The organism is Marinobacterium sp. xm-a-127 (assembly GCF_013283425.1).
Lineage (GTDB): Bacteria > Pseudomonadota > Gammaproteobacteria > Pseudomonadales > Balneatricaceae > Marinobacterium_E.
On the sequence record NZ_WBYH01000002.1, the window covers coordinates 22,628 to 45,834 of the forward strand.

Here is a 23,207-nt window from a genome sequence, read left to right on the forward strand (position 1 = left end):
TTCTGAGCGCTTAGTCGGCGAGTTGTTGAGCAGGCTGGCCCTGCATTTGACGAAGCATTTTAGCAAGACGGCTACGCATCTCACCGCGCTCAATAATCATATCAACTTGCCCATGCTCTAGAAGGAACTCACTGCGCTGGAACCCTTCAGGAAGTTTTTCACGAACGGTCTGCTCGATAACACGTGGACCTGCAAAGCCAACCAGTGCACGAGGCTCAGCAACGTTCAAATCACCCAGCATAGCAAGGCTGGCAGAGACACCGCCGTAGACAGGGTCAGTTAACACAGAGATGAAAGGGATACCTTTGGTACGCATCTCTTCAAGTACAGCCGATGTACGAGCCATTTGAAAAAGGGAGAATAGCGCTTCTTGCATACGAGCACCGCCTGAAGCAGAGAAGCAGACCAGAGGAATACCCTCAGCCAATGAGACTTCAGCAGCACGTACAAAGCGCTCACCTACAACTGTACCCATTGAACCACCCATGAAACGGAACTCGAAAGCGACCGCAGCAACTGGGTTGCCCTCTAAGGTACCCTTCATCGCAACCAATGCGTCTTTCTCGCCGGTATCGCGCTGAGCAGCCGTTAGACGATCTTTGTATTTCTTAGAGTCTTTGAACTTAAGACGATCGATTGGCTCAATATCAGCTGCAATCTCTTTCGTTGACCCTTCATCAAGGAAGTAGTTCAAACGCTGACGGGCGCCAATACGTAGGTGATGATCACATTTAGGGCAGACATGTAAGGTCTTATCTAACTCTGGCTTGTACAGCACACTTTCACACTTTGGACACTTCTCCCAAAGCCCTTCTGGAATGCTGTTGCGTTTTTTCTCATCATTACGTGCCAGTGACGGTACGATCTTTTCCAACCAGTTACTCATGGTACTCCCTAAATGATCGACTTAAGCGTCGATCGCTTGACGCATTTCTTTAACTATACCTGCAACTGCAGCAGGAATCTTCTCTGGCGTGTTTGCCAGTTCTGCAATTTGATTAACCAGCACGGAACCGACAATGGCACCATCGGATACTTTAGAGACGGCTGCAGCAGACTGACCATCACGGATACCGAAGCCTACACAGATCGGCAGATCTGTATCCTGGCGCATATCGCTGATGTAGACCCCTACTTCATCTACATTCAATGCTTTTGATCCAGTCACACCTTTAACCGATACATAGTAGAGATAACCACTGCCCTGCTCACAGATCGCCTTACGACGTTTTGGAGAGGTTGTCGGTGCAATGAGGAAGATGATATCAAGTGACTCAGCCTTCATTGCCGCCATTAGGCCAGCAGACTCAACCGGTGGCATATCGACCACTAGCACACCATCGACACCTGCCGCTTTAGCGTTTTTAGAAAAGGTTTCGTAGCCCATCACTTCGATAGGGTTAAGGTAGCCCATTAGAACCACCGGTGTTGTCTGATCCTGTTCACGGAACTGAGCAACCATTGCCAATACATCGGTCAAACTGGTGCCGTGCTCAAGGGCACGCTCACAGGCTAACTGAATCACGGGGCCATCGGCCATTGGATCCGAGAAAGGCACACCCAACTCAATGACATCCGCTCCCGCTTCAACTAGTGCATGCATTAGAGGCACGGTAACGCTTGGGTTTGAATCACCACCGGTTACATAAGGGACAATCGCTTTACGTCCCTCTGCCTTCATGGCAGCAAAGCAGGCTTCAATACGACTCATTTAACTCTCCAATTACATCTCAATGCCGTCGATGCCTGCGACGGTATGTATATCTTTATCACCACGACCCGATAGGTTTACAACAATCACTTGATCTGGACTCATCTCTTTTGCCATCTTCATGGCGTAAGCAACCGCGTGAGAGGATTCAAGTGCTGGCATGATACCTTCAACCTGCGTCAACGTACGGAATGCATCGAGTGCCTCGTCATCATTGATCGCAACGTACTCTGCACGGTTAATATCTTTCAAGTAGCTGTGCTCAGGACCTACACCTGGGTAATCAAGACCGGCCGAGACAGAGTGTGTACCGATAATCTGACCGTTATCATCTTCCATCAGGTAGGTACGCATTCCATGCAGTACGCCTGGACGACCATCACTTAGCGGTGCTGCGTGTTCACCCGTTTCAAGACCGTGACCACCCGCTTCAACACCGATCATACGAACCGACTCATCTTCAATGAATGGGTGGAACATACCGATGGCGTTCGAGCCACCGCCCACACAAGCCACAACAGCATCCGGTAGACGACCAATCTGATTCATACACTGCTGTTTTGTTTCACGCCCGATGACGCACTGAAAATCACGCACAAGCATTGGATAGGGGTGCGGACCTGCAGCAGTTCCAATGATGTAGAAGGTATTATCGACATTGGTTACCCAATCACGCATCGCTTCGTTCATCGCATCTTTAAGCGTTTTAGTGCCCGAAGTAACTGGAATCACTTCAGCACCCAACAGCTTCATGCGGTAGACGTTTAGCGCTTGTCGGCGAACATCCTCTTCACCCATGTAGACCTTACACTCAAGACCCAGACGAGCAGCAACCGTTGCCGAGGCAACACCGTGCTGACCAGCACCTGTCTCAGCGATAACACGCGGCTTACCCATAAACTTAGCCAGAAGTGCCTGACCAATGGTGTTGTTCACCTTGTGTGCACCCGTATGGTTAAGATCTTCACGTTTCAAATAGATCTTTGCACCGCCCACTTTGTCTGTGAGGCGCTCAGCAAAATAGAGTGGCGAGGGACGACCCACGTAGTGAGCGAGGTCTTTATCAAACTCCTCTTGAAAGTCAGGATCCTTAGAGAGCTTTCTGTAAACTTCTTCAAGCTCTTCCAAAGCACCCATTAACGTTTCAGAGACAAATCGACCACCGAACTGACCAAAGTGGCCATTCTCATCGGGTAGCTGTACCTGTGTATTATCTGTTGTTGGCACGGTAAACCTCGTTCATAAAATCTGTCATTTTATTTGAATCTTTAATCCCTTTAGATGCCTCAACACCCCCACTCACATCAACAGCGTAGGGAGACACCTGAGCGATGGCTTCAGCAACATTCTCTGCCGACAAGCCACCCGCCAAAATAATCTTGGTTGCCAGTTCAGTTGGTATTCTGGACCAGTCGAACATCTCACCAGTACCCCCAGGTATCCCAGGGGTATAAGCATCCAAAAGAATCCCTTGTGAGGATGCGTACGTCTCAAACTGAGCCGTTAGATCTAACTCCGGCTTCATGCGAAGCGCTTTGATGTAAGGTCGAGAGAATCTGGAACAAAACTTAGCACTCTCATCACCGTGAAACTGCAATAGATCAACACCTGCTGTGGCGATAACCTGATTAACGACCTCAGCAGATTCATTCACAAACAGAGCCACACTGGTAACGAACGCAGGCAGCTTGGAAATAATTTCAGCAGCCTGTTCAGGAGTAACAGCTCGCGGACTTTTAGCGTAAAAAACAAAGCCAAGCGCATCACACCCAGCATCAACGGCCGATAGCGCGTCATCTATATTGGTGATACCACAAATTTTTACACGAGTTCGCACAATAGAGGCTCTAAATTAGGTCGTTAAAGACAACTGAGTTGATCACTCAATTTATCGGTTGGAAAGTCTACCAAAACAGAGAGAGTTAGTCAGTCTAATGGCCCAAGAAATATGGCCCTGTACCACCCTTCGGCAGTGCAAACTCTTCAGGGTATTCAACATCACAAAAATAGAGTCCCCAAGGCGGAGCGGTCACCCCACCTTTGCGACGATCTTTGGCCTCTAGCACCTCAGCCGCCCACTCTACCTCAGCCTCTCCAGAACCAATTTTCATTAACACACCGGCAATATTTCGAACCATATGGTGTAAAAAAGCATTGGCTTGAATATCGATCACAATGATCTCACCGCTTTTATAAACCTGCAGATCATGCACCGTACGAACGGGACTGTTCGCCTGACAGGCAACCGCTCGATAAGAGCTGAAATCATGCTCACCGATCAGACAACGACTTGCCGATTGCATTCGCCCAACATCAAGACTCTTGTGAGTCCAAGTAACCCCTCTAGAGAGAATCGCCGGTTTAACAGGTGCCGAGTAGATCAGATAGCGGTAGCGTCTTGCTTGAGCAGAAAAACGGGCGTGAAATTGATCCGACACCGGTTTTGCCCAAAGCACCGCAATGTCATCAGGGAGGTGTCGATTCGTACCCATCACCCAGGCACGATCGATTCGCTGATTGGGTGTATCAAAGTGAACAACTTGATAACAGCCATTCACCCCGGTATCGGTGCGGCCAGCACAGACCAGATGCACATCGTGATTCGCAATCTTTGCTAACGCCTGCTGCAGACGTTCCTGAACCGTGACAACCCCTTCATCTGCCTGAATCTGCCAGCCATGATAGTTTGCACCAGCGTACTCAATCCCAAGGGCGTAACGAAAAAGGGCGACTTCCGTCGCCCCTTTGATGTTTTCAATATCGCTCATTAACTAAGCTTTATCCAATTGATCCAAGAGGTTTGCGACCTCCTGCTGCTGAGCAGAAGAGCCTTTGTCTTTCATACTGACAAGGATATCACGAGCAGCCTCATAATCATCCATTTCAATGTAAGCTCTTGCTAGATCTAATCGGGTTTCGTTTTCATCTGCACCACTGTAGAAGTGGGTATCAAAATCTTCTGACTCTGCGGTGTCATTAATCTCTTCTACCACCTCTAGATCGCCATCAACTTCATCGAAAATCTTTTCGATCTCCCCGTCCAGCGCCCCAGAATCACTCTCTTCTACGACAAATTCCCAATGATCGTCAGACTGTCCGTCAGCTTCAACATCTTGATCCACCTCGATATCAAATGCCTCATCGGGAACGCTGGCATCGCCCATCATTGCCTCTAGAGCGACCAGGTCCTCATCAATGGAGTCAGTGTGCGCTGGTTCATCCGTTGAGTCTGCTTGCGGCATATCAACGCCCGGAATTTGGCTCTCTTGTGGTTCTTCGTCAGATTCTGAATCAAACGGCTCGATAACAAAATCGAGGTCTTGCAGCTCTGCACTCTCCTCTTCTACAGGCTCCACAATCGATTCAACCGAATCGGCATCTGCCAGTGAGGCTTCTAGCTCAGAGTCAAGAAACTCCTCTAAATCATCATCTTCCGGCTGCGACTCATCGGCTTCGTTAACCATCGCCTCTTGCTCTTCAGGTGATGACATAGCTGCATTAGCTCTGGAGAGGAAATCATCAGCGTCAGAACTTGTTTCTGTTTCTGTTTCCAGTTCATTATCATCAATGACCTCAGGCTGAGGTTCAACTGAAGCGAGATCACCTGTATTTGATGATTCATCAACGGATTCATTTGGCGGTGACTCTTCAGCAACCTCATCGCTGATCGCTTCCATCTCAGCTTGGGCCGCCTGCTCACTGGCACGAGCTCGAAGCACCTCATCGATCATCGACTGAATCTCAGCTTCAGCCTTAGCGATACTCTCTGAATCAGAATCAGGCTTTGGATCGATGACTGGCTCAATCGACGTTTCCAAAGCGGGTTCAACAGCTGATGGCTCAACGACAGCCATAGTTGGGGTCGACGATGCTGAAGGTACTAGAGGCGCTTCAGAGATAACCTCATCCTCTTTTGCCGCACTGCTCGCGGGTTCACGATAAGGCGCAGGCTTTCTTGAAGATCGTATTAACAACAGCAGCAACAATAGAAAGGCTACAGCACTGCCACCAACGATTTCAGGATTCATTCGAACATAGTCGATCACAGCAGCGACTGGGTCCTCATTACGCTGTTGAGCTAGCTGCATCTGCTGTTCCAACTGCTGTTGCAGTTGCGCAACCTGTTGATCTTTTAGCTCAATTAGACGCTGCATGGTCTGTAGCTGCTCAGCTATAGAGTCCAATTTTGCAGAGAGATCAGCATTGTCACGTTCAACTTTCTCGACACTCTCCTGAGTTACAAGCAGCTGATTTTCCAAGTCTCGATTGAGTGCTTGAAGCTCCTGTTCGCGAGGCGTTGATTCAACGGGCGTAGCAACAGAATCTTGATCTAAAGAGAGAGAAGCTCCCTCCTCTTCAGTTTCAACCACAGAGTTAGAGGGTTCGCTATCAGCTCGGACCTCTACTGAATCTGATACCGTCTGACTAGCCTCAGCTTCTGAACTACTGGTTGATAGAGGTTGATCTTGTGTCTCGTCAACAGAGACCAACTTCAATTTAGCCTCTGATGGATTAACCACTTCAGAGGTTTGAGCCGAGGGAGCTTCACTCTCTGGTTTAGCAACTGGAGTAACGTCCGCTTTCTCAATAGCTGCAGAAGCGGAGGAACGTCTGCCATTTTTCCAATCTTCATACTGCTTGCGAACTTCGATAGCCGCTTGCCTAACTGATAGCTCATTCGCTTGCGCACTATTGGGCAGCGTGACGACCGTACCGGCTTTAAGAACATTGATATTGTTGGTCGGAAAGCTACTAGGGTTTAGACGCTGAATCGCCAGCATCATCTGGTTGACCGAGACGGATTCATCAGGAAGATTACTTTGAGCCAATGCAAACAGGGTATCATTTACATCGACATAAACCTGATTCGCTGATGAGGTCTCAGTTCTCAGTGTGGTTTGGACAGTTTGCGCCGGGTTCGCTTTTAAAACCTTTTCCGGTTCAGCCTTAAGACCCTCTTTCTGAAGTGAGTCAGTTACTGGAGTGGACGGCACGGATATGGGTGTCGGTTGAGCTGCAGCCTCTACAAACAGAGGAGGATCCAACAACAGGGTGTACTCTCGAACAAGACGACCATTGGGCCAATTCACTTCCATCAAGAAGCTGATAAAGGGCTCACGAACAGGGGTGTCCGAACTAATGACGACTTTAGCACCACCCTGGGCATTGAGCTCAACGTCAAAATCAACCGAACTCAACACGCCAGATCGGCTTAAGCCAGCCAGACTGAAGGCGTCATCATCAGCCAATTTAGGACGAATATCGGATGCTTTTAAATCACGAACTTGTAGCAGTTGAATTTCAGCCTGAAGCGGCTCGTTCAATGCAGATTTTACATTGAGTTCACCTAGGCCTAGGGCATTAGCCTGACTGGCTAACAATGCGGATGAAACGGCAATACTGAGTGCTAAACGACGCACAATAACTTCACTCCACTCTATTAATCCGAAAGGATTAATCTCTCTCTATTGAATGAAGTATTGTTGCTACCCGGTAATGGGTCAAGTTTACCGGGCAGATTTTTTAAATTAGTGCTTAGTTACCAATGTAGCAAGCAGCTCTAAAAGTGCTGAGGCACGGCCGAAACGGTTCTCATCAAACATCAGGGTAGCTTGAATCGTCTGGTCCACACGTGCATCGACACGCAGGCGCGATACCAAACACTCAGTCTGCCCAATCATCGATTGAGTAGAGGCGTTGGGGCTGTGACTGAAACGCAACGCATTATCTCGATCAATGAGCGCTACTAGATCAGAGACCGATTGGTCCGCTTGTGTCTCAACCATCAGCATTGCAGAGGTACCGTGGAACATCGGCACTTGAACGGTTGATACCGTTACTTCGGCATCGTCAAACAGTGCATCAGCACCCTCAGCAATACGACGCTCTAACCCTGATTCACCTTGTTCGTCCAATACAAACGGCTGAGCCAATGCATTAAAGGCTAGGGTTGCATCTAAAAACTGCTCTGTCGCTTCACGACCATTAAGCAGTGCGGCTGTTTCACGTGCTAAAGCCTCAGCGCCTTTGCGATCATGAACACTGGCAGGCAAAGTCGCGGCAATGTGCATACGAAGAGGCTCAACTTTAGCGCTAATCGCCTGGCAGAACTTGTAGACTGCTACTAGCACAGGCTCAGCGAGCTGATACCACTCGCCAGACTCCAGACGGTCACGACCCGCGACGGCCAACTGAGACGATTCAGCAGACAGGTTAGAGTAGAGATCGATCAATGTAGCACCCAAGGAAGCGCGCTCCAAAAGATCTGCACTCGCCTCAGGTTGAGCCAGAATAACCACAGACGCTTCAGCAAACGGAGCTTGATCAACGGGACGCACCAGTGTGGAGTGCCCGTTAATCATCAATGAACGACCCGCTTCGCTCTCGTCATCCCATAAAGAGAGCTCAATTTCGCTCGCTAGAGGGTGATCTTCGAAGAGTTCAAAAAACTGGTCGGCTACTAGAGATGAGACACCAACAAAAAATAGTTTCATAGCTTTTCCAAAAAGATCGGCCCGCAAATGAGCGGGCCGTTAATTGATTCGTTACGCTTATTGAGCCAGAAGTATACGAAGCATTCGGCGAAGAGGCTCTGCAGCACCCCAAAGCAACTGATCACCCACACTGAATGCGTTTAGGTACTGTTTGCCCATCTTCATTTTACGAAGACGACCCACAGGGATACTCAATGTACCGGTCACTTTGGTTGGTGATAGCTCTTCCATAGTGATCTGACGATCATTAGGCACCACTTTCACCCAGTCGTTCGCCTCAGCAACCATCTGCTCGATCTCATCCATTGGAAGATCTTTATTCAGTTTGATTGTAAATGCCTGGCTGTGACAGCGCATTGCACCGATACGAACACAGGTACCATCGATAGCAATCGGGTTAGAGTTACGGCCAAGAATCTTGTTTGTTTCAACATAGCCCTTCCACTCTTCCTTAGACTGACCATCGGCAACAGGTACATCGATCCAAGGGATCAACGAGCCCGCAAGCGGCACACCAAAGTTATCAACGGCTAGATCGTTACGCATGGTGCTAACAACCTGACGATCAATATCAAGAATTGCCGATGCAGGGTCATTCAGAAGCGCTTCTGAACCATCGCGAATCTGCCCCATTTGAGTGATCAACTCACGCATATTGCGTGCGCCAGCACCTGATGCAGCCTGATAAGTCATTGAAGAGACCCACTCAACGTGACCCGCTTTAAATAGACCACCTAGACCCATCAACATGAGAGAGACAGTACAGTTACCGCCAACGTAAGTTTTGATCCCTTTCGCTAGACCCTTCTCAATTACATCGCTATTGACTGGATCCAGAACAATGATCGCTTCATCATCCATTCGCAGAGCAGAAGCAGCGTCAATCCAGTAGCCATTCCAGCCAGCAGCACGAAGCTTAGGGTAAACCTCTTTCGTGTAGTCGCCACCTTGGCAGGTAATAATCGCGTCCATCTCTTTTAGCGCATCAATATCAGATGCATCTTTAAGTGGAGCAATCTCTTTACCAATGTCTGGACCAGCAGCACCTACCTGAGAAGTGGTGAAAAATACCGGTTCAACGATCTGATCGAAGTCACGCTCTTCCTGCATACGCTGCATAAGAACGGAACCCACCATACCGCGCCAGCCAACAAAACCTACACGATTCATATTTACCCTCAAAAAACTTTTTCGCTATTCAATAGCTCTATCAAAAAAGGCCGGATCTAACCGGCCTTCTCGGTTAACGTTTGATTATGCGCTTAGCGCAGCAATCACCGCGTCACCCATTTCAGTTGTCGAAACCTTCGTCATGCCTTCAGAGAAGATATCGGCAGTACGCAGGTTTTGATCCAAAACCTTACTTACCGCGGCTTCGATTCGATCCGCAGTTTCGCCCTTATCAAGCGAGTAGCGCAACATCATAGCGGCAGACAGGATGGTTGCCAATGGATTTGCAATGTTTTGACCCGCAATATCCGGAGCAGAACCGTGACAAGGTTCAAACATACCCTGACCCTTCACGTTCATAGACGATGAAGGCAGCATACCGATGGAACCCGTCAGCATTGCAGCAGCATCTGAAAGGATGTCGCCAAACATGTTACCTGTTACCACCACATCGAACTGCTTAGGTGCACGTACTAGCTGCATTGCAGCGTTATCTACGTACATGTGGCTTAGTTCAACTTCAGGGTACTCAGCGCTCAACTCTTCCATCACTTCACGCCAAAGCACCGTCACTTCTAGTACGTTTGCTTTGTCGACAGAGCAGAGTTTCTTACCACGTGCCATTGCCGCTTCAAAAGCGACACGACCGATACGCTTGATCTCATCTTCGTTGTATACGTAAGTGTTGTAACCTTCACGTAGGCCATCTTCAGTGGTGCGAATGCCGCGTGGCTGACCGAAGTAGATACCACCCGTTAGTTCACGAACGATAAGAATATCTAGATCTGAAACCACTTCTGGCTTCAAAGTAGACGCGTGAGCTAACTGTGGGTAAAGAATCGCTGGGCGCAGGTTACCGAACAATCCAAGCTGAGTACGAAGACCTAGAAGCCCCTTCTCTGGGCGAATCTGAAAATCAGGGTTTGTATCCCACTTAGGACCACCCACAGCACCCAAAAGGATGCCTTTGGAGTCATGCGCCTTAGCTAGGGTCTCTTCTGGAAGAGGTACACCTGTCGCATCGATCGCAGCACCACCAACGTGTGCTTCATCAAATTCAAGACCAAGGTTATCTTGATCGTTAACCAGTTCAAGCACACGACGCGCCTGAGCAACAATCTCAGGACCAATGCCATCACCTGGCAAAATCAAAACTTTGTTTTCGTTCATTTTTCTATTCCTTATTTACCGTGTCTGGCTTTCAGCCTGACACGACTCTCTCAGCGTCTTCCAGACTACCGAGCGTAAATTAATAGCGGATGACAGGCTAAAGCCAGTCACCATCAATAGCCGCGAACAAATCAATTATTTAATCGCGTCGAACAACCAAGGCGCTTCGGCACGGCGTTTCGCTTCGTACGCACGGATATCATCAGCATGCTCAAGCGTTAAGCCGATATCATCCAAACCGTTTAGCAGACAGTGCTTGCGGAAGTCATCAACTTCGAAGCTATACTCTTTGCCGTCTGGGCTAACCACTTTCTGATTTTCAAGATCAACCGTTAGGCTCATACCGGGTGCTGCTGCAACGGCTTGGAAAAGCTCTTCCACTTCATCCTCTGTAAGAATGATCGGTAATAGACCATTCTTGAAACAGTTATTGAAGAAGATATCGGCATAGCTTGGTGCAATCACTGCACGGAAACCGTAGTCATCTAATGCCCAAGGAGCGTGCTCGCGGCTAGAACCACAACCAAAGTTGTTGCGTGCTAACAGAATGCTAGAACCAGCGTACTCTGGTTTGTTTAGAACAAAGTCTGGGTTGATAGGACGTCCAGAACAGTCTTGATCTGGCTGACCTTCATCAAGGTAACGAAGTTCATCAAATAGATTAGGACCAAAGCCAGAGCGCTTAATCGATTTAAGGAACTGCTTTGGAATGATCATATCGGTATCAACGTTGACGCGATCAAGCGGAGCAACAACACCGGTGTGAGTCGTAAACTTTTTCATATCTCTATCTCCGCCCTAACTTAAGAGTTCAACTCAAAATCGCGCACATCAACGAAGTGGCCTGTAATCGCAGCAGCCGCCGCCATTGCTGGGCTCACTAGATGGGTACGACCACCGAAGCCCTGACGGCCTTCGAAGTTACGGTTAGAGGTTGATGCACAGTGCTCACCATTACCCAACTTATCTGGGTTCATCGCAAGACACATTGAACAGCCCGGTTCACGCCACTCAAGACCCGCTTCAACAAAGATCTTATCCAAACCTTCCGCTTCTGCCTGCGCTTTTACAAGACCAGAACCAGGAACAACAAGCGCCTGCTTCACTGTGCTTGCAACCTTACGGCCTTTAACAACTGCAGCGGCAGCGCGCATATCTTCGATACGGCTGTTAGTACAAGAACCGATAAAGACACGATCAAGTTTGATATCGGTAATCGCCTGGTCCGCGTTCAAGCCCATGTACTCAAGCGCACGAGTAATAGAGTTCGCTTCATCTGCATCTTTAGCGTTCGCTGGATTTGGCACAGTGCCATCGACAGCAACCACCATCTCTGGCGAGGTACCCCAAGTCACCTGAGGTTTGATATCAGCGGCGTTGATCTCAACGACCTTATCGAACTGAGCATCATCATCAGAGACTAGATTTTTCCAGTTTGCTACAGCCGCTTCCCACTGATCCGCAGTTGGTGAGAATGGACGACCTTTAAAGTACTCAATCGTCTTATCATCAACCGCTACAAGACCTACACGAGCACCCGCTTCGATCGCCATGTTACAGATAGTCATACGACCCTCAACAGAGAGCGAGCGTATTGCAGAACCCCCGAACTCCATCGCAAAACCTGTACCACCGGCCGTACCGATAACACCAATCACGTGAAGTACAACGTCTTTAGCGGTGACACCAACACCAAGATCACCGTCTACTTTAATCAGAAGGTTCTTCATCTTCTTAGCGATCAGACACTGAGTCGCAAGAACGTGCTCAACCTCAGAAGTACCAATACCATGCGCTAGCGCACCGAAAGCACCGTGGGTAGAGGTATGCGAGTCACCACAGACAACGGTAGAACCTGGCAGAGTCATACCCTGCTCTGGGCCCACAACGTGAACGATACCCTGACGCTCATCAAGCATCTTGAACTCGACAATGCCGTACTCGTCACAGTTCTCATCCAGTGTTTTTACCTGAATACGAGAAACAGGATCGACAATCTGATCGACGCCACCAGCACGTTCAGTGGTGGGTACGTTGTGATCAGGTGTTGCTAGGTTAGCGTCGATACGCCAAGGTTTACGACCCGCCATACGCAGGCCTTCAAAAGCCTGAGGTGAAGTGACCTCATGAAGAATTTGACGATCGATGTAGATTAATGAACTGCCATCTTCGTTCTGACGCACCAAATGGGCATCCCATAATTTGTCATAGAGTGTTTTACCAGCCATCTCTCTCTCCTGGTTGGTGACCTATCCGTAAGGATTTAAAAGTGGCTAAATTTTATCCACACCTCTTTCAATAGACAAACTCTTATTATTTATAATTTCCATTCCAAATAAGAATAGTTAAATTTTTTGAAAAAATTAATCTTTTTTTTGTAAAGTTCAAAATATGGTCTACATTTCATTGGTAACACAAAAAACAGATTAACTTTTCCTAAGAAGGGACTCTTATCCATGCTTGTACTTACACGTAACGTCGGCGAAAAATTGATTATTGATGGCAACATTGAAGTAATGGTGGTTGAAGCAGGTGGCGGCAGTGTTCGTCTCGGCATTGAAGCACCAAAAGATGTGCACATTGTTCGCGAAGAGCTACTAGAAGAAGACGAATCCTGAGATAAGTCTTTGATCAAAAAGCACCCTCTGTGGTGCTTTTTTTATGCCTATTTCAACCGCTCTCTTGTAAGCTTAGGCTTATGGATACCTCTACCCTACAGGCTTTTGTTGAAACCGCTCAGCTAGGCAGTTTCTCCCAAGCATCACAGCGACTGTTTATAACTCAATCAGCAGTCAGCAAACGCGTGGCTCAGCTAGAAGAGCAGGTTGGAGCTCGGCTGTTTGATCGAATTGGTCGAACCATAGCATTGACCGATGCCGGTAAAGCACTGCTCCCCCAGGCACGTCGCATTCTGGCGGAGTTAGAAGACGCCAAGCGCGTCGTTGAAAATATAAAGGGTGATATCTCAGGTCGCCTGTCGGTCGCAGCAAGCCACCATATTAGCCTTCACCGACTTCCCAACACACTGCGCACCTTCACCACCCAATTCCCTGACGTAGAGCTAGATCTGCGCTTTTATGAGTCAGAAGTGGCTTATGAGGCGGTATTGCATGGTGACATTGAACTGGCACTGATCACACTCTCGCCAGAGTCAGACCCACGTCTCCACTCAGAAGTATTGTGGTTAGATCGACTCTTTTACTGTGTCTCCAACGACCACCCTATCGCTAAACATGGCTCAACCGATTTTGAAACGTTGAACCAGTATCCAGGTATTCTGCCAGCACCTAATACCTTCACCTCTCTGATTGTGCACGAACAGTTAGCCCAGCGAGGTCTAACACCCAATTTAGGTATCAGCACCAACTACCTTGATACCATTCGTATGATGGTCAGTGTTGGTTTAGGCTGGAGCCTACTTCCAGAGTTGATGATTGATAACAGCCTGCATAAGGTGGTGATCGACAGTGACGCCATTGAACGCCCACTTGGGTTTATCTACCACCGTGACAGAACACTCTCTAATGCGGCGGGTAAACTGCTCAATCTACTAAAAGAGGATGCGCAGAAGGGTTCATAACTGAATCAGGGTGAATTACTATGATTCAAAGAGTAAATAAGGGCTTAGCGTGAACCATCCGCTTCTAGATCAGTTCAATCAATGGCTGCAGCAGTTCGAGCAGACGGGATCTGTTATCGATACCACTCGTTTAAATGAGTGGAACCATCTAATGGATCAGTTCCAAACGCACCCTGAACAACTCTCTAGTAATCATGCCCAGTGGATCAAAACGCTTGCTCAAAACTCCAAAGCGATGATGAGTGTGGTTGAAGCACTGCAGGATCAAGCGACCGACTCCAGCGAGCAACTGAAAAAGCTAAGAGAAGAGTTGCACCAATTCAACGTCCAACTTCTTCTGCAACAGGCGAGTTTGCCACAGCAGATGGCACCGCTCTTGTTCACTCACACCCACTTATCGACCCTGTTTAATGAGGAGCAACTCGCTAAATTTGAGCAGTTAAAATCCTCATTGAACACTCCTCAGTTTGAAAAACTTAACCAACTGATTGAATCCTTTATGCAGTGGCAGCAAGCAGGCCAAACACTGACCGAAGAGATGAATCAGATTACTGAGTTGGCAACGCAGACCTGGCAAGAGCAATTCGATGACTCACTCTCTGCCAAGGATCAGATTGAGCTCTGGGGGAAGATCTACGACAACACCTACCAGGTTCAATTCCAAGAGCCCTCGATGCAGCTAGCTCAAAGCGGGTGGCTGAATGGATGGGCCGATCTAAAACTGGCATGGAAACAACTTCTGACGCAACTTACAGAGCAAGCGGGACTCCCCTCACCTGAGCAACTCGATAGAATGATTGAACAGCTCGATCAACAACGCAGACGCATTCGACAGTTAGAGAAGCGACTCTCTGCCCTTGAATCAGGTGATCACAATGGCTAATCGCTATAACCAAGCCCTGCTCGATTCACAAAAAGAGCTGGCTAAGGCTATGGCGGTACTCAGTGAACTCCCCCCTTTGGAGGATAGCTCACTGAAAGCCGAGGTGGTGTTAACCCTCGATAAGATGAGACTGCTGCACTTTAAACAGTCTGGACGACGCAGACAGCCGCCGCTGATTATCTGTTACGCGCTGGTTAATCGACCCACTATTCTCGATTTAGCCCCCGACCGTTCACTGGTTCAAGATTTACGAGCCAAAGGGCGTGATATCTATCTGATCGATTGGGGTTATCCCGATCTGTGTGATCGACATATTGGACTTGATGACTACATTGGCGACTATCTAGATAGCGTCGTGCAGTGCGTTATAGAGCGTTCCGGTTTTGAACAGATTGACCTAATGGGCATATGCCAGGGTGGCGTATTCTCTCTCGCTTATGCGAGTTTAAAACCAGAGCGTGTTCGTAAACTGGTCACTTTGGTCACACCCGTGGATACTGATGTCGAGGGGTTTACGCTTAGCGAAATGGTCCGAGAGACGAACATTGAACAGCTGGTCAAATCCTATGGAAACCTTCCGGGTCAGTTTCTCAATCAGATCTACGCTGCGCTTAAACCACTGCAACTGGGTGTCGTAAAAGAGATGGGCCTGAGCCGCTCGATTCAAGACCCGACAAGCGCCGAGCTATTCTTGCGAATGGAGCAGTGGATCAATGACAGTCCTGATCTAGCAGGCCGGGCCACTATAGAGTTTGCAGAGACATTTTTTAAAGGGAATGGACTGATTCAAGGATCATTCTATGTCGACTCCAAAGCCGTTAAGCTAAGGTCCATTCGGTCTCCCATCTTGAATATCTTTGGCACTAAAGACCACTTGGTACCACCTACCTCAAGCCAAGCATTACACGCGGCAATGGATCCTAACACTCCCTACCAAGAGTTGGCTCTCCCTGCCGGCCACATCGGCGCCTTCATCAGTGATCGCTGTCGTGGCCAAGTGATTGAAGCCATCGAGTCGCATTTGAACCAAAAATAGGCTTAGTTTGAACACAAAAAAAGAGAGCGCAGGCTCTCTTTTCTAAAGTATGCAGAACGAAAGAAAGCGCTATTTCTCCTCTTTCTCACCCTCTTGCTTAGCCGCTGGATTGAACATATTCCAAAACGCCATGTTCTGATCCGTCAATTTGTTCATCATCGTTAATGGATTGGCAGCGCCCATCATCGTCTCCATCTGGTCTCGAATACGATCTTGGTGCTCTAGAAAGGCGCTGATGCTCTGTTCTAGGTACTGGCTCATCATGCCCTGCATACTATCACCGTAGAAGCGGATGAGTTGCTGAAGCACCTGATTGGTTAGCAAGGTACCGCCCCCATCAGCCTCTTGCTCAGAGATAATTTGCAGGAGAATGTTGCGCGTTAAATCTTGGCCTGTTTTAGAATCCTGAACCTGAAAGGTCTCACCGTTCATTACCAGCTGCTTCACATCTTCAAGGGTCACGTAGCAGCTGCGAGAGGTGTCGTAGAGACGGCGGTTTGTATATTTACGAAGAATGCGCACAAAAGTACCTCAACAATTATTTATCGTTTTTATCACTGGTATTGCTGGTCATCATTCCGAAGAAAGCCTTTTGCATGGCCTCCATCGAATTTAGGCCTGAATTTAGATAGGGCTGCATTAAAGAGAGAGCGTCATAACCATCTGCGCCATTAAGCATCTGCTGTCTAAACTGTTCAACTAACTCTTTTTGAATTTCGGACACATCGGGTAGACCTAGGGTGCGGCGAAACTCTTCTGGGGTTAAATCAACATCTACACTGATTTTCATAACGATCTCCATCCAGCACTTTTAAGAAGCCTGTAGGCTTGAGCATAACGCGTTTATTTTCGCACTGCAAAAAAACCTTTTTAGCTATTTTGCTGCACTTTTGCCGGCAACTTACCGAAGGATATCAACAACAGAGCTACGAGGCTGGCTGCCGCCGCAAAGATGAAACTAACGCCAGAACCGAAGTGGTGCCAAAGGTAGCCAGCAATGATGGAACCAAACAGACCACCTAAGCCAAAGCCGAGGCTAGAGTGCAGAGCCTGCGCCCTGCCCTCGCTTCCAGCGGGAAAGAGCTGCTGCACAATACGAATGCCACTGGCATGCAGCACCGCAAAACTGGCAGCATGTAGCAGTTGAGAGAGTATGATAATTAGCAGTGAGTCAGACAGGGTTGCCATCATTAACCAGCGCAGCACTGCCAGCATTAAACTCGCCATAAAGACACTTACGAGCGAAAAGCGTTGCCACAATTTGTGCAACACAGCGAACATCGCTATCTCAGCCAGAACGCCTAAAGACCACAATAAACCTATGGATAAGCCGCTATACCCCTCTTGCTGCAGCAAGAGGGTGTAAAAACCGTTGTAGGGGCCGTGAGCCAATTGTGCAAAAAAGATCAGTGCAAAGAACTGTATCACTTCAGGACGTCTCATCACCTTTGCAACAGAGACAGATTTGGCGGAATTGATCGGTGCGGCAGCCGGCTTGGGAACCGTCCAGGTTGCAAAGTAGATAGCAATTAATACCACCAACAACCCAATAGGCACCCACTCGATCTGATCGTCTATGAACAACTCACCACCGATCAAGGTAGCCGCAATGAACCCAACGGACCCCCACAAACGAATTTTCCCGTAGCGATCTCGCTTCTCACCTAGATGACTTAAGGTCACTACTTCAAATTGCGGCAAAATCGCATTCCAAAAAAATGAGAAGCAGAGCATCGCAAGCAGCAGCGGCCAAAACCCCTCAATGAACAGCACCGGAACAAAGGCTAATACGGCCAGCAGTGCACCCAGTTTAACAACCCGCATGCGCTCCATATGACGATCGGCCACATAGCCCCAAATACTTGGAGCATAAAGCCTAGAGAGGTGAAACGCGCCTAATAGAAGTCCAATCTCCTCAGCATTGAAACCTTCATGGCTAAGATAGGGAGCCCAAAATGGCATCACCACGCCTAACAGTGAAAAGAAGGTGTAGTAGAAGAGTGAAAGTCTTAGCTCAAGGCGCATCGTTAACTACGCTCACCAAGCAACAGGCGTAGTCCGAACAGCAGATAAACGCTTCCACTTAAGCCATCTAAAGCTCTGATCACACCTCTATTGAACAGAAGATGACGTACTCGATCGACACCCAATACCAAACCACCCTGCCAGACCATGGCGATACAAAAATGGATTAACGCCATCATCAGAGACTGCAGGAGTGGTGAATAGCCCGATACCAGAAATTGCGGTAACAGAGCCATATAGAAGAGTAAGGTTTTCGGGTTTAACAGATTGTTGAGAAAACCTTGATAGAAGGCCGAGCGTAAAGCTCTTTGCTCAGCAACAGATTCCAAAATCAATGCGCGTCCTATGAATAGATCTTTAAGCGCTTTCAGTGCAAGAAAGATCAAATAGCCTGCTCCTAACATCTGCATGTAAAAGAACAGTGTTTCTGAACTGGCCAGAATGGCAGCCACGCCTAATGCACTCAATGTTCCGTGCACAAACAGTCCCAGGCAGATACCAAGACTGGCCAAAAAGCCCTGGCTTCGACTGCCTACAGAGCGTCGCAATACCATCATCGTATCGACACCGGGGGTTAGTGTTAATAGGGTAATGGCCACAAGAAACGCGGCCCAAGGGAAGAGTTCAAGCATTAAAAAAGCCCAGTGGGATAACAAGTTTTCGTTATAACATCTGGGCTTGATGAGAGCTAGTCGATATTATGAGAAATCGAGCGGACGCTCTCCATTTTCATCACGGATCCATGTGGGTAGACCCATGTGGTTAAGATGATTCAGGAATGGACGTGGATCCAACTCCTCTACGTTAACCATCGTTTTACAATCCCATTCACCTGTCGCAATCAATAACGCGGCTGCAACCGGTGGAACACCAGCGGTGTAGGAGATACCCTGGCTACCGACCTCATTGTAGGCATCTTTATGGTCAGCAACGTTGTAGATGAACACTTCACGCTCTTGACCATCTTTGGTCCCTTTCACCTGATCACCAATACAGGTCTTACCGGAGTAGTTGGGTGCAAGTGACGCAGGATCTGGAAGACAAGCTTTAACCACTTTAAGAGGGACAACACTCTGCCCTTCAGCCGTTTCGATTGGCTGTTCAGAGAGAAGACCCAGATTCTTCAGAACCGTGAATACGGTGATGTAACGTTCCCCAAAGCCCATCCAGAAACGTACATTAGGACAACCTAGGTTGGCTGATAGAGAGTGGATCTCATCGTGACCCGTCATGTAGCTTGTGCGCTCACCGACTACAGGCAGATCGTCAGTACGACTGATCTCAAACATCTGGTTGGTTTGCCACTGATTGTTCTGCCAAGAGTAGACACGTCCGGTAAACTCACGGAAGTTGATCTCAGGGTCGAAGTTGGTGGCGAACCAGTGACCGTGATCGCCCGCATTGATGTCGATAATGTCAACTGACTCGAGCGTATCGAAGTACTCATTTTTAGCCAATGCAGCGTAAGCGTTTACGACACCTGGATCAAAGCCACAGCCCAAAATAGCCGTGGTGCCTGTCTCTTTACAGCGCTCGCGACGTTTCCACTCGTAGTTACCGTACCAAGGTGGGTTTTCACAAATCTTAAGTGGGTCTTCGTGAATAGCGGTGTCTAGATAAGCGACACCCGTTTCGATACAGGCTTCAAGTACCGACATATTGACGAAAGCTGAACCGACATTAAGCACGATCTCAGAGCCCGTCGCTTTGATCAATGCAACCGTCGCGGCTGTATCCATTGCATCCAGTGCATGAGCCGTTAACTTGCCATCCACCTTCATTGCACCCTTCTCATGGATGCTGTCGATGATCGCGTCACACTTCGATTTGGTTCTTGAAGCGATCGCTATATCACCGAGGATATCGTTGTGTTGGGCGCATTTATGCGCCACCACCTGGGCAACACCACCGCCGCCAATAATTAGTACATTCTTTTTCATAAGATCGCGCACTCCGATGCGTTACTTAACACTATTAAGAGAGGTTATCGACAAAGTCTTGATAACCAAATTCACGAACAAGTTTGATCGAACCATCAAACTCTTTAATGGCTATAGAGGGCATTTTCACACCATTGAACCAGTTTTTCTTAACCATGGTGTAGCCACCCGCATCCTCTATTGAGAGTCGATCACCGGCTTTAAGCTCATGATTAAAATTAAACTCACCAAAAATATCGCCTGCCAAGCAAGACTTACCGCACAGCTGATAGCTGTACTCACCATCACAAGGTGGCATACGAGCGTCCTCTCGATAGATCAAAAGATCGAGCATATGCGCTTCAATCGAGCTATCAACAATCGCTAGGTGCTTACCGTTGTAGAGTGTATCCAATACCGATACTTCGAGCGTTGTACTCTTGGTAATGGCCGCTTCACCAGGCTCTAAATAGACCTGAACACCATAGGTTTCAGAGAATGACTTCAAACGCTGACAGAATTGATCAAGCGGATAGTCATCCCCGGTAAAGTGGATACCACCACCTAAACTGATCCATTTCATTTTGGCAATCAGGTGGCCAAAGCGCGCTTCGATATCACTGAGCATGGCACTGAAACGCTCAAAATCGCCATTTTCACAGTTGTTGTGGAACATGAAACCGGAAATTTTATCGACTACCGTTTCGATACGCTCAGGGTCCCATTCACCCAGGCGGCTATACGGACGTGCTGGATCGGCAATGATGAACTCAGAGGTTGAAATACCCGGATTCACGCGCAAGCCACGCGTCTTGTCACGGCTCTGCTCTTCAAAGCGTTCAAACTGATTGATGGTGTTGAAGATGATCTTGTCACAGTTAGCGAGCACCTCCTCTATCTCATGATCGTCATAGGCGACCGAGTAAGCGTGTGTTTCACCGGGAAACTTGTCATGACCTAGCTTAACTTCATAGAGTGAGGATGAGGTTGTACCGTCCATATATTGCGACATTTGATCAAACACGGACCAGGTCGCGAAGCATTTCAGTGCTAGCAGAGATTTAGCACCCGAATGCTCACGTACGTAGGCGATCTTCTCCAGGTTCTTTTGGAGTTTCGATCGATCGATAAGGTAGTAAGGGGTCTTTAACATCTTAAAGCTGACCCAGCACCGGCGTATCAACCGATACATCCGCATTTTGGCCGCGATGACGCAGCAGATGATCAACCAAAGTCAGTGCCATCATCGCTTCTGCAATGGGTGTGGCACGAATACCGACACAGGGATCATGACGGCCTTTGGTTACCACCTCCACTTCATTACCAAACTTATCAATACTGCGACCAGGCAGACGCATGCTTGACGTTGGCTTAAGCGCGATGTGCGCAATGATATCTTGGCCACTGGAGATACCGCCTAAGATCCCACCCGCGTGATTCGAGAGAAAACCCTCTTTCGTCATCTCATCGCGATGCTCAGTCCCTTTTTGCGCAACCGATGCAAACCCATCACCAATCTCAACCCCTTTCACGGCATTAATACTCATCAGTGAGTGGGCCAGATCGGCATCCAACCGATCGAAAATAGGCTCACCCAGCCCGACAGGAATACCCGAAGCAACAACAGAGATCTTAGCGCCCACTGAGTTACCCTCTTTGCGTAGCTCGTCCATGTAGACTTCCATTTTGGCTGCAGCATCAGCATCAGGTGAGAAGAAGGGGTTATTACCCACTTCATTCCAATCAAACTGAGTGTGATCAATAGCGATAGGACCGAGCTGTGACAGGTAGCCACGAATTTCAATGCCCTGCTTCGCTAGTACTTTCTTCGCAATAGCACCGGCTGCTACACGCATCGCAGTCTCACGAGCCGAAGATCGACCACCACCACGGTAGTCACGGATACCGTACTTGTGATGATAGGTGTAGTCGGCGTGAGCAGGACGGAATTGATCTTTGATGTTGCCGTAATCTTTTGAACGTTGATCGGTATTCTCGATCAGCAAACCAATGGATGTACCGGTGGTCTTACCTTCAAAAACCCCAGACAGAATCTTCACTTGGTCCGGTTCGCGACGCTGCGTCGTGTGACGTGAGGTTCCTGGTTTACGACGATCAAGATCCAGCTGAAGATCCTCTTCACACAACTCAATCCCAGGAGGACAGCCATCGACAATGGCACCCAGTGCTGGGCCATGGCTCTCGCCAAAGGTGGTGATTGTGAAAAGCTTTCCGTATGTATTACCGGACATGGTCCTAATCCTTCTGTTTGAGCCTCAGCTCAGTCATTAAATAAATTCTTGGTGTGCACGAAGACTGGGAGCATCAATAACAAAGACACCATTACCGCCCTGATCGAGCTCAACCCATATTAGTGGAAGCTCAGGGTAAGCCTGCATTAGATGCACCTCTGAATTGCCCACTTCCACCACCAGGAGCCCCTGTTCACTCAGATGACGACCCGCCTCTCTCAAGATCCGGCGAGTAATATCCAAACCATCATCACCTGAACCTAACGCCATTTCAGGTTCATGCTGATATTCAGCAGGCATTGAGGCTACATCCGGAGCATCAACGTACGGGGGATTGGTGACGATTAGGTCGTAAACCTCACCTTCTAAATTGTTAAACAGATCACTGTGGACAACGCGCACACGCTCTTCCATCTCATGACGTGCCACATTGATATTAGCCACCGCAAGTGCATCGTCTGATAGATCGGCAAGATCTACCTCAGCTTGATCAAATGCATAAGCACAAGCGATACCGATACAACCACTTCCGGTGCAAAGATCCAGAACGCGCTCTACATCCACATCGCCAAGCCAGGGCTGGAACTGCTGTTCGATCAGCTGTGCGATCGGCGACCGCGGAACCAAGACACGCTCATCAACAGTGAATGGCAGTCCCATAAACCAAGCCTCACCGGTGATGTACGGTAGTGGTTTACGTTGCTGGCAGCGCTGCTGCACAAAATCGATGACACGCTCTCTTTCTGAAGGCAGAAGTTTTGCGTCTAACAGTTCAGCTGAACTATCCCACGGAAGATCCACCGCATTAAACACTAACTGCAGCGCCTCATCCCAAGCGTCTACATGGCCATGACCAAAATAGACTTGGTGACGGTTCATCTCACTGAGTGTCCAGCGAACGTAATCGCGAAGAGTGAGAAGTTGTTCGATCACTGCTTGATCTGAGCTCATGGCTAACCTGATAATA

The 23,207-nt window shown here is 48.4% G+C and carries 23 protein-coding genes; 4 read left to right on the top strand and 19 right to left on the bottom strand.

Annotated features, from left to right (window positions below; genetic code table 11):
• Positions 1–10 precede the first annotated feature (10 nt).
• The 11 genes from accD to leuC all read right to left on the bottom strand — a co-directional run bounded on the left by accD (position 11) and on the right by leuC (position 12,773).
• Positions 11–886 (bottom strand): acetyl-CoA carboxylase, carboxyltransferase subunit beta, encoded by an 876-nt coding sequence (accD, locus tag XMA127_RS04220; RefSeq protein ID WP_173480840.1) that lies wholly within the window; start codon positions 884–886, stop codon positions 11–13.
• Positions 887–907: 21 nt separating this feature from the next.
• Positions 908–1,711, bottom strand: a complete 804-nt coding sequence (gene trpA, locus XMA127_RS04225) for a tryptophan synthase subunit alpha (protein WP_173480839.1) — start codon at positions 1,709–1,711, stop codon at positions 908–910.
• A 12-nt stretch (positions 1,712–1,723) separates the two neighbouring features.
• Positions 1,724–2,938, bottom strand: coding sequence for a tryptophan synthase subunit beta (gene trpB / locus XMA127_RS04230; RefSeq protein ID WP_173480838.1), 1,215 nt, complete (start codon positions 2,936–2,938; stop codon positions 1,724–1,726).
• Entirely contained in the window at positions 2,922–3,548 is a 627-nt protein-coding gene (locus XMA127_RS04235; RefSeq protein WP_371731431.1) for a phosphoribosylanthranilate isomerase, read from the bottom strand. The genes trpB and XMA127_RS04235 overlap by 17 nt, the downstream gene beginning before the upstream one ends.
• Positions 3,549–3,642: 94 nt before the next feature.
• On the bottom strand, positions 3,643–4,479 hold the full coding sequence (gene truA, locus XMA127_RS04240; RefSeq protein ID WP_173480837.1) for a tRNA pseudouridine(38-40) synthase TruA: 837 nt from the start codon (positions 4,477–4,479) through the stop codon (positions 3,643–3,645).
• A gap of 3 nt (positions 4,480–4,482) precedes the next feature.
• Entirely contained in the window at positions 4,483–7,131 is a 2,649-nt protein-coding gene (locus XMA127_RS04245) for a FimV/HubP family polar landmark protein (RefSeq protein ID WP_173482430.1), read from the bottom strand.
• Positions 7,132–7,239: 108 nt separating this feature from the next.
• Positions 7,240–8,205, bottom strand: coding sequence for an Asd/ArgC dimerization domain-containing protein (locus XMA127_RS04250; RefSeq protein WP_173494410.1), 966 nt, complete (start codon positions 8,203–8,205; stop codon positions 7,240–7,242).
• A 57-nt stretch (positions 8,206–8,262) separates the two neighbouring features.
• Entirely contained in the window at positions 8,263–9,375 is a 1,113-nt protein-coding gene (gene asd / locus XMA127_RS04255) for an aspartate-semialdehyde dehydrogenase (protein ID WP_173482429.1), read from the bottom strand.
• 84 nt (positions 9,376–9,459) lie between these two features.
• On the bottom strand, positions 9,460–10,545 hold the full coding sequence (leuB, locus tag XMA127_RS04260; RefSeq protein WP_173480833.1) for a 3-isopropylmalate dehydrogenase: 1,086 nt from the start codon (positions 10,543–10,545) through the stop codon (positions 9,460–9,462).
• Between the two features lie 135 nt (positions 10,546–10,680).
• A complete protein-coding gene (leuD, locus tag XMA127_RS04265) occupies positions 10,681–11,328 on the bottom strand; it encodes a 3-isopropylmalate dehydratase small subunit (RefSeq protein ID WP_173482428.1) in 648 nt (215 codons plus the stop codon).
• 20 nt (positions 11,329–11,348) lie between these two features.
• A complete protein-coding gene (gene leuC, locus XMA127_RS04270; protein WP_173482427.1) occupies positions 11,349–12,773 on the bottom strand; it encodes a 3-isopropylmalate dehydratase large subunit in 1,425 nt (474 codons plus the stop codon).
• Positions 12,774–13,001: 228 nt separating this feature from the next.
• On the opposite strand from leuC, the gene XMA127_RS04275 reads away from it, so the two are divergent.
• The 4 genes from XMA127_RS04275 to XMA127_RS04290 all read left to right on the top strand — a co-directional run bounded on the left by XMA127_RS04275 (position 13,002) and on the right by XMA127_RS04290 (position 16,044).
• The gene (locus tag XMA127_RS04275; RefSeq protein ID WP_173480830.1) at positions 13,002–13,163 is read left to right on the top strand and encodes a carbon storage regulator; all 162 of its coding nucleotides are present in this window, start codon (positions 13,002–13,004) and stop codon (positions 13,161–13,163) included.
• 80 nt (positions 13,164–13,243) lie between these two features.
• Positions 13,244–14,125 (top strand): LysR family transcriptional regulator, encoded by an 882-nt coding sequence (locus tag XMA127_RS04280; RefSeq protein ID WP_173498940.1) that lies wholly within the window; start codon positions 13,244–13,246, stop codon positions 14,123–14,125.
• Positions 14,126–14,174: 49 nt separating this feature from the next.
• On the top strand, positions 14,175–15,008 hold the full coding sequence (locus XMA127_RS04285) for a hypothetical protein (protein ID WP_173498941.1): 834 nt from the start codon (positions 14,175–14,177) through the stop codon (positions 15,006–15,008).
• Entirely contained in the window at positions 15,001–16,044 is a 1,044-nt protein-coding gene (locus tag XMA127_RS04290) for an alpha/beta fold hydrolase (RefSeq protein ID WP_173498942.1), read from the top strand. Before XMA127_RS04285 ends, XMA127_RS04290 begins: the two co-directional genes overlap by 8 nt.
• A 69-nt stretch (positions 16,045–16,113) precedes the next feature.
• On the opposite strand, the gene phaR is transcribed toward XMA127_RS04290, so the two are convergent.
• The 8 genes from phaR to prmB all read right to left on the bottom strand — a co-directional run bounded on the left by phaR (position 16,114) and on the right by prmB (position 23,191).
• On the bottom strand, positions 16,114–16,566 hold the full coding sequence (gene phaR, locus XMA127_RS04295) for a polyhydroxyalkanoate synthesis repressor PhaR (protein ID WP_173480825.1): 453 nt from the start codon (positions 16,564–16,566) through the stop codon (positions 16,114–16,116).
• Positions 16,567–16,582: 16 nt separating this feature from the next.
• Entirely contained in the window at positions 16,583–16,834 is a 252-nt protein-coding gene (locus XMA127_RS04300; RefSeq protein WP_173480824.1) for a DUF6489 family protein, read from the bottom strand.
• An 80-nt stretch (positions 16,835–16,914) separates the two neighbouring features.
• A complete protein-coding gene (locus XMA127_RS04305) occupies positions 16,915–18,069 on the bottom strand; it encodes an MFS transporter (protein WP_173480823.1) in 1,155 nt (384 codons plus the stop codon).
• A gap of 2 nt (positions 18,070–18,071) precedes the next feature.
• Positions 18,072–18,701: a LysE family translocator gene (locus tag XMA127_RS04310; protein WP_173484482.1), complete on the bottom strand. Its 630-nt coding sequence runs from the start codon at positions 18,699–18,701 to the stop codon at positions 18,072–18,074.
• Between the two features lie 66 nt (positions 18,702–18,767).
• The gene (locus tag XMA127_RS04315) at positions 18,768–20,009 is read right to left on the bottom strand and encodes a saccharopine dehydrogenase family protein (protein WP_173482419.1); all 1,242 of its coding nucleotides are present in this window, start codon (positions 20,007–20,009) and stop codon (positions 18,768–18,770) included.
• Between the two features lie 34 nt (positions 20,010–20,043).
• A complete protein-coding gene (gene nspC, locus XMA127_RS04320) occupies positions 20,044–21,141 on the bottom strand; it encodes a carboxynorspermidine decarboxylase (protein WP_173484481.1) in 1,098 nt (365 codons plus the stop codon).
• A 1-nt stretch (position 21,142) separates the two neighbouring features.
• On the bottom strand, positions 21,143–22,240 hold the full coding sequence (gene aroC / locus XMA127_RS04325) for a chorismate synthase (protein ID WP_173484480.1): 1,098 nt from the start codon (positions 22,238–22,240) through the stop codon (positions 21,143–21,145).
• 36 nt (positions 22,241–22,276) lie between these two features.
• Positions 22,277–23,191 carry a 50S ribosomal protein L3 N(5)-glutamine methyltransferase gene (gene prmB, locus XMA127_RS04330; protein ID WP_173482416.1) on the bottom strand — a complete coding sequence of 305 codons (915 nt, stop codon included), beginning with the start codon at positions 23,189–23,191 and terminating at the stop codon, positions 22,277–22,279.
• Positions 23,192–23,207 lie beyond the last annotated feature (16 nt).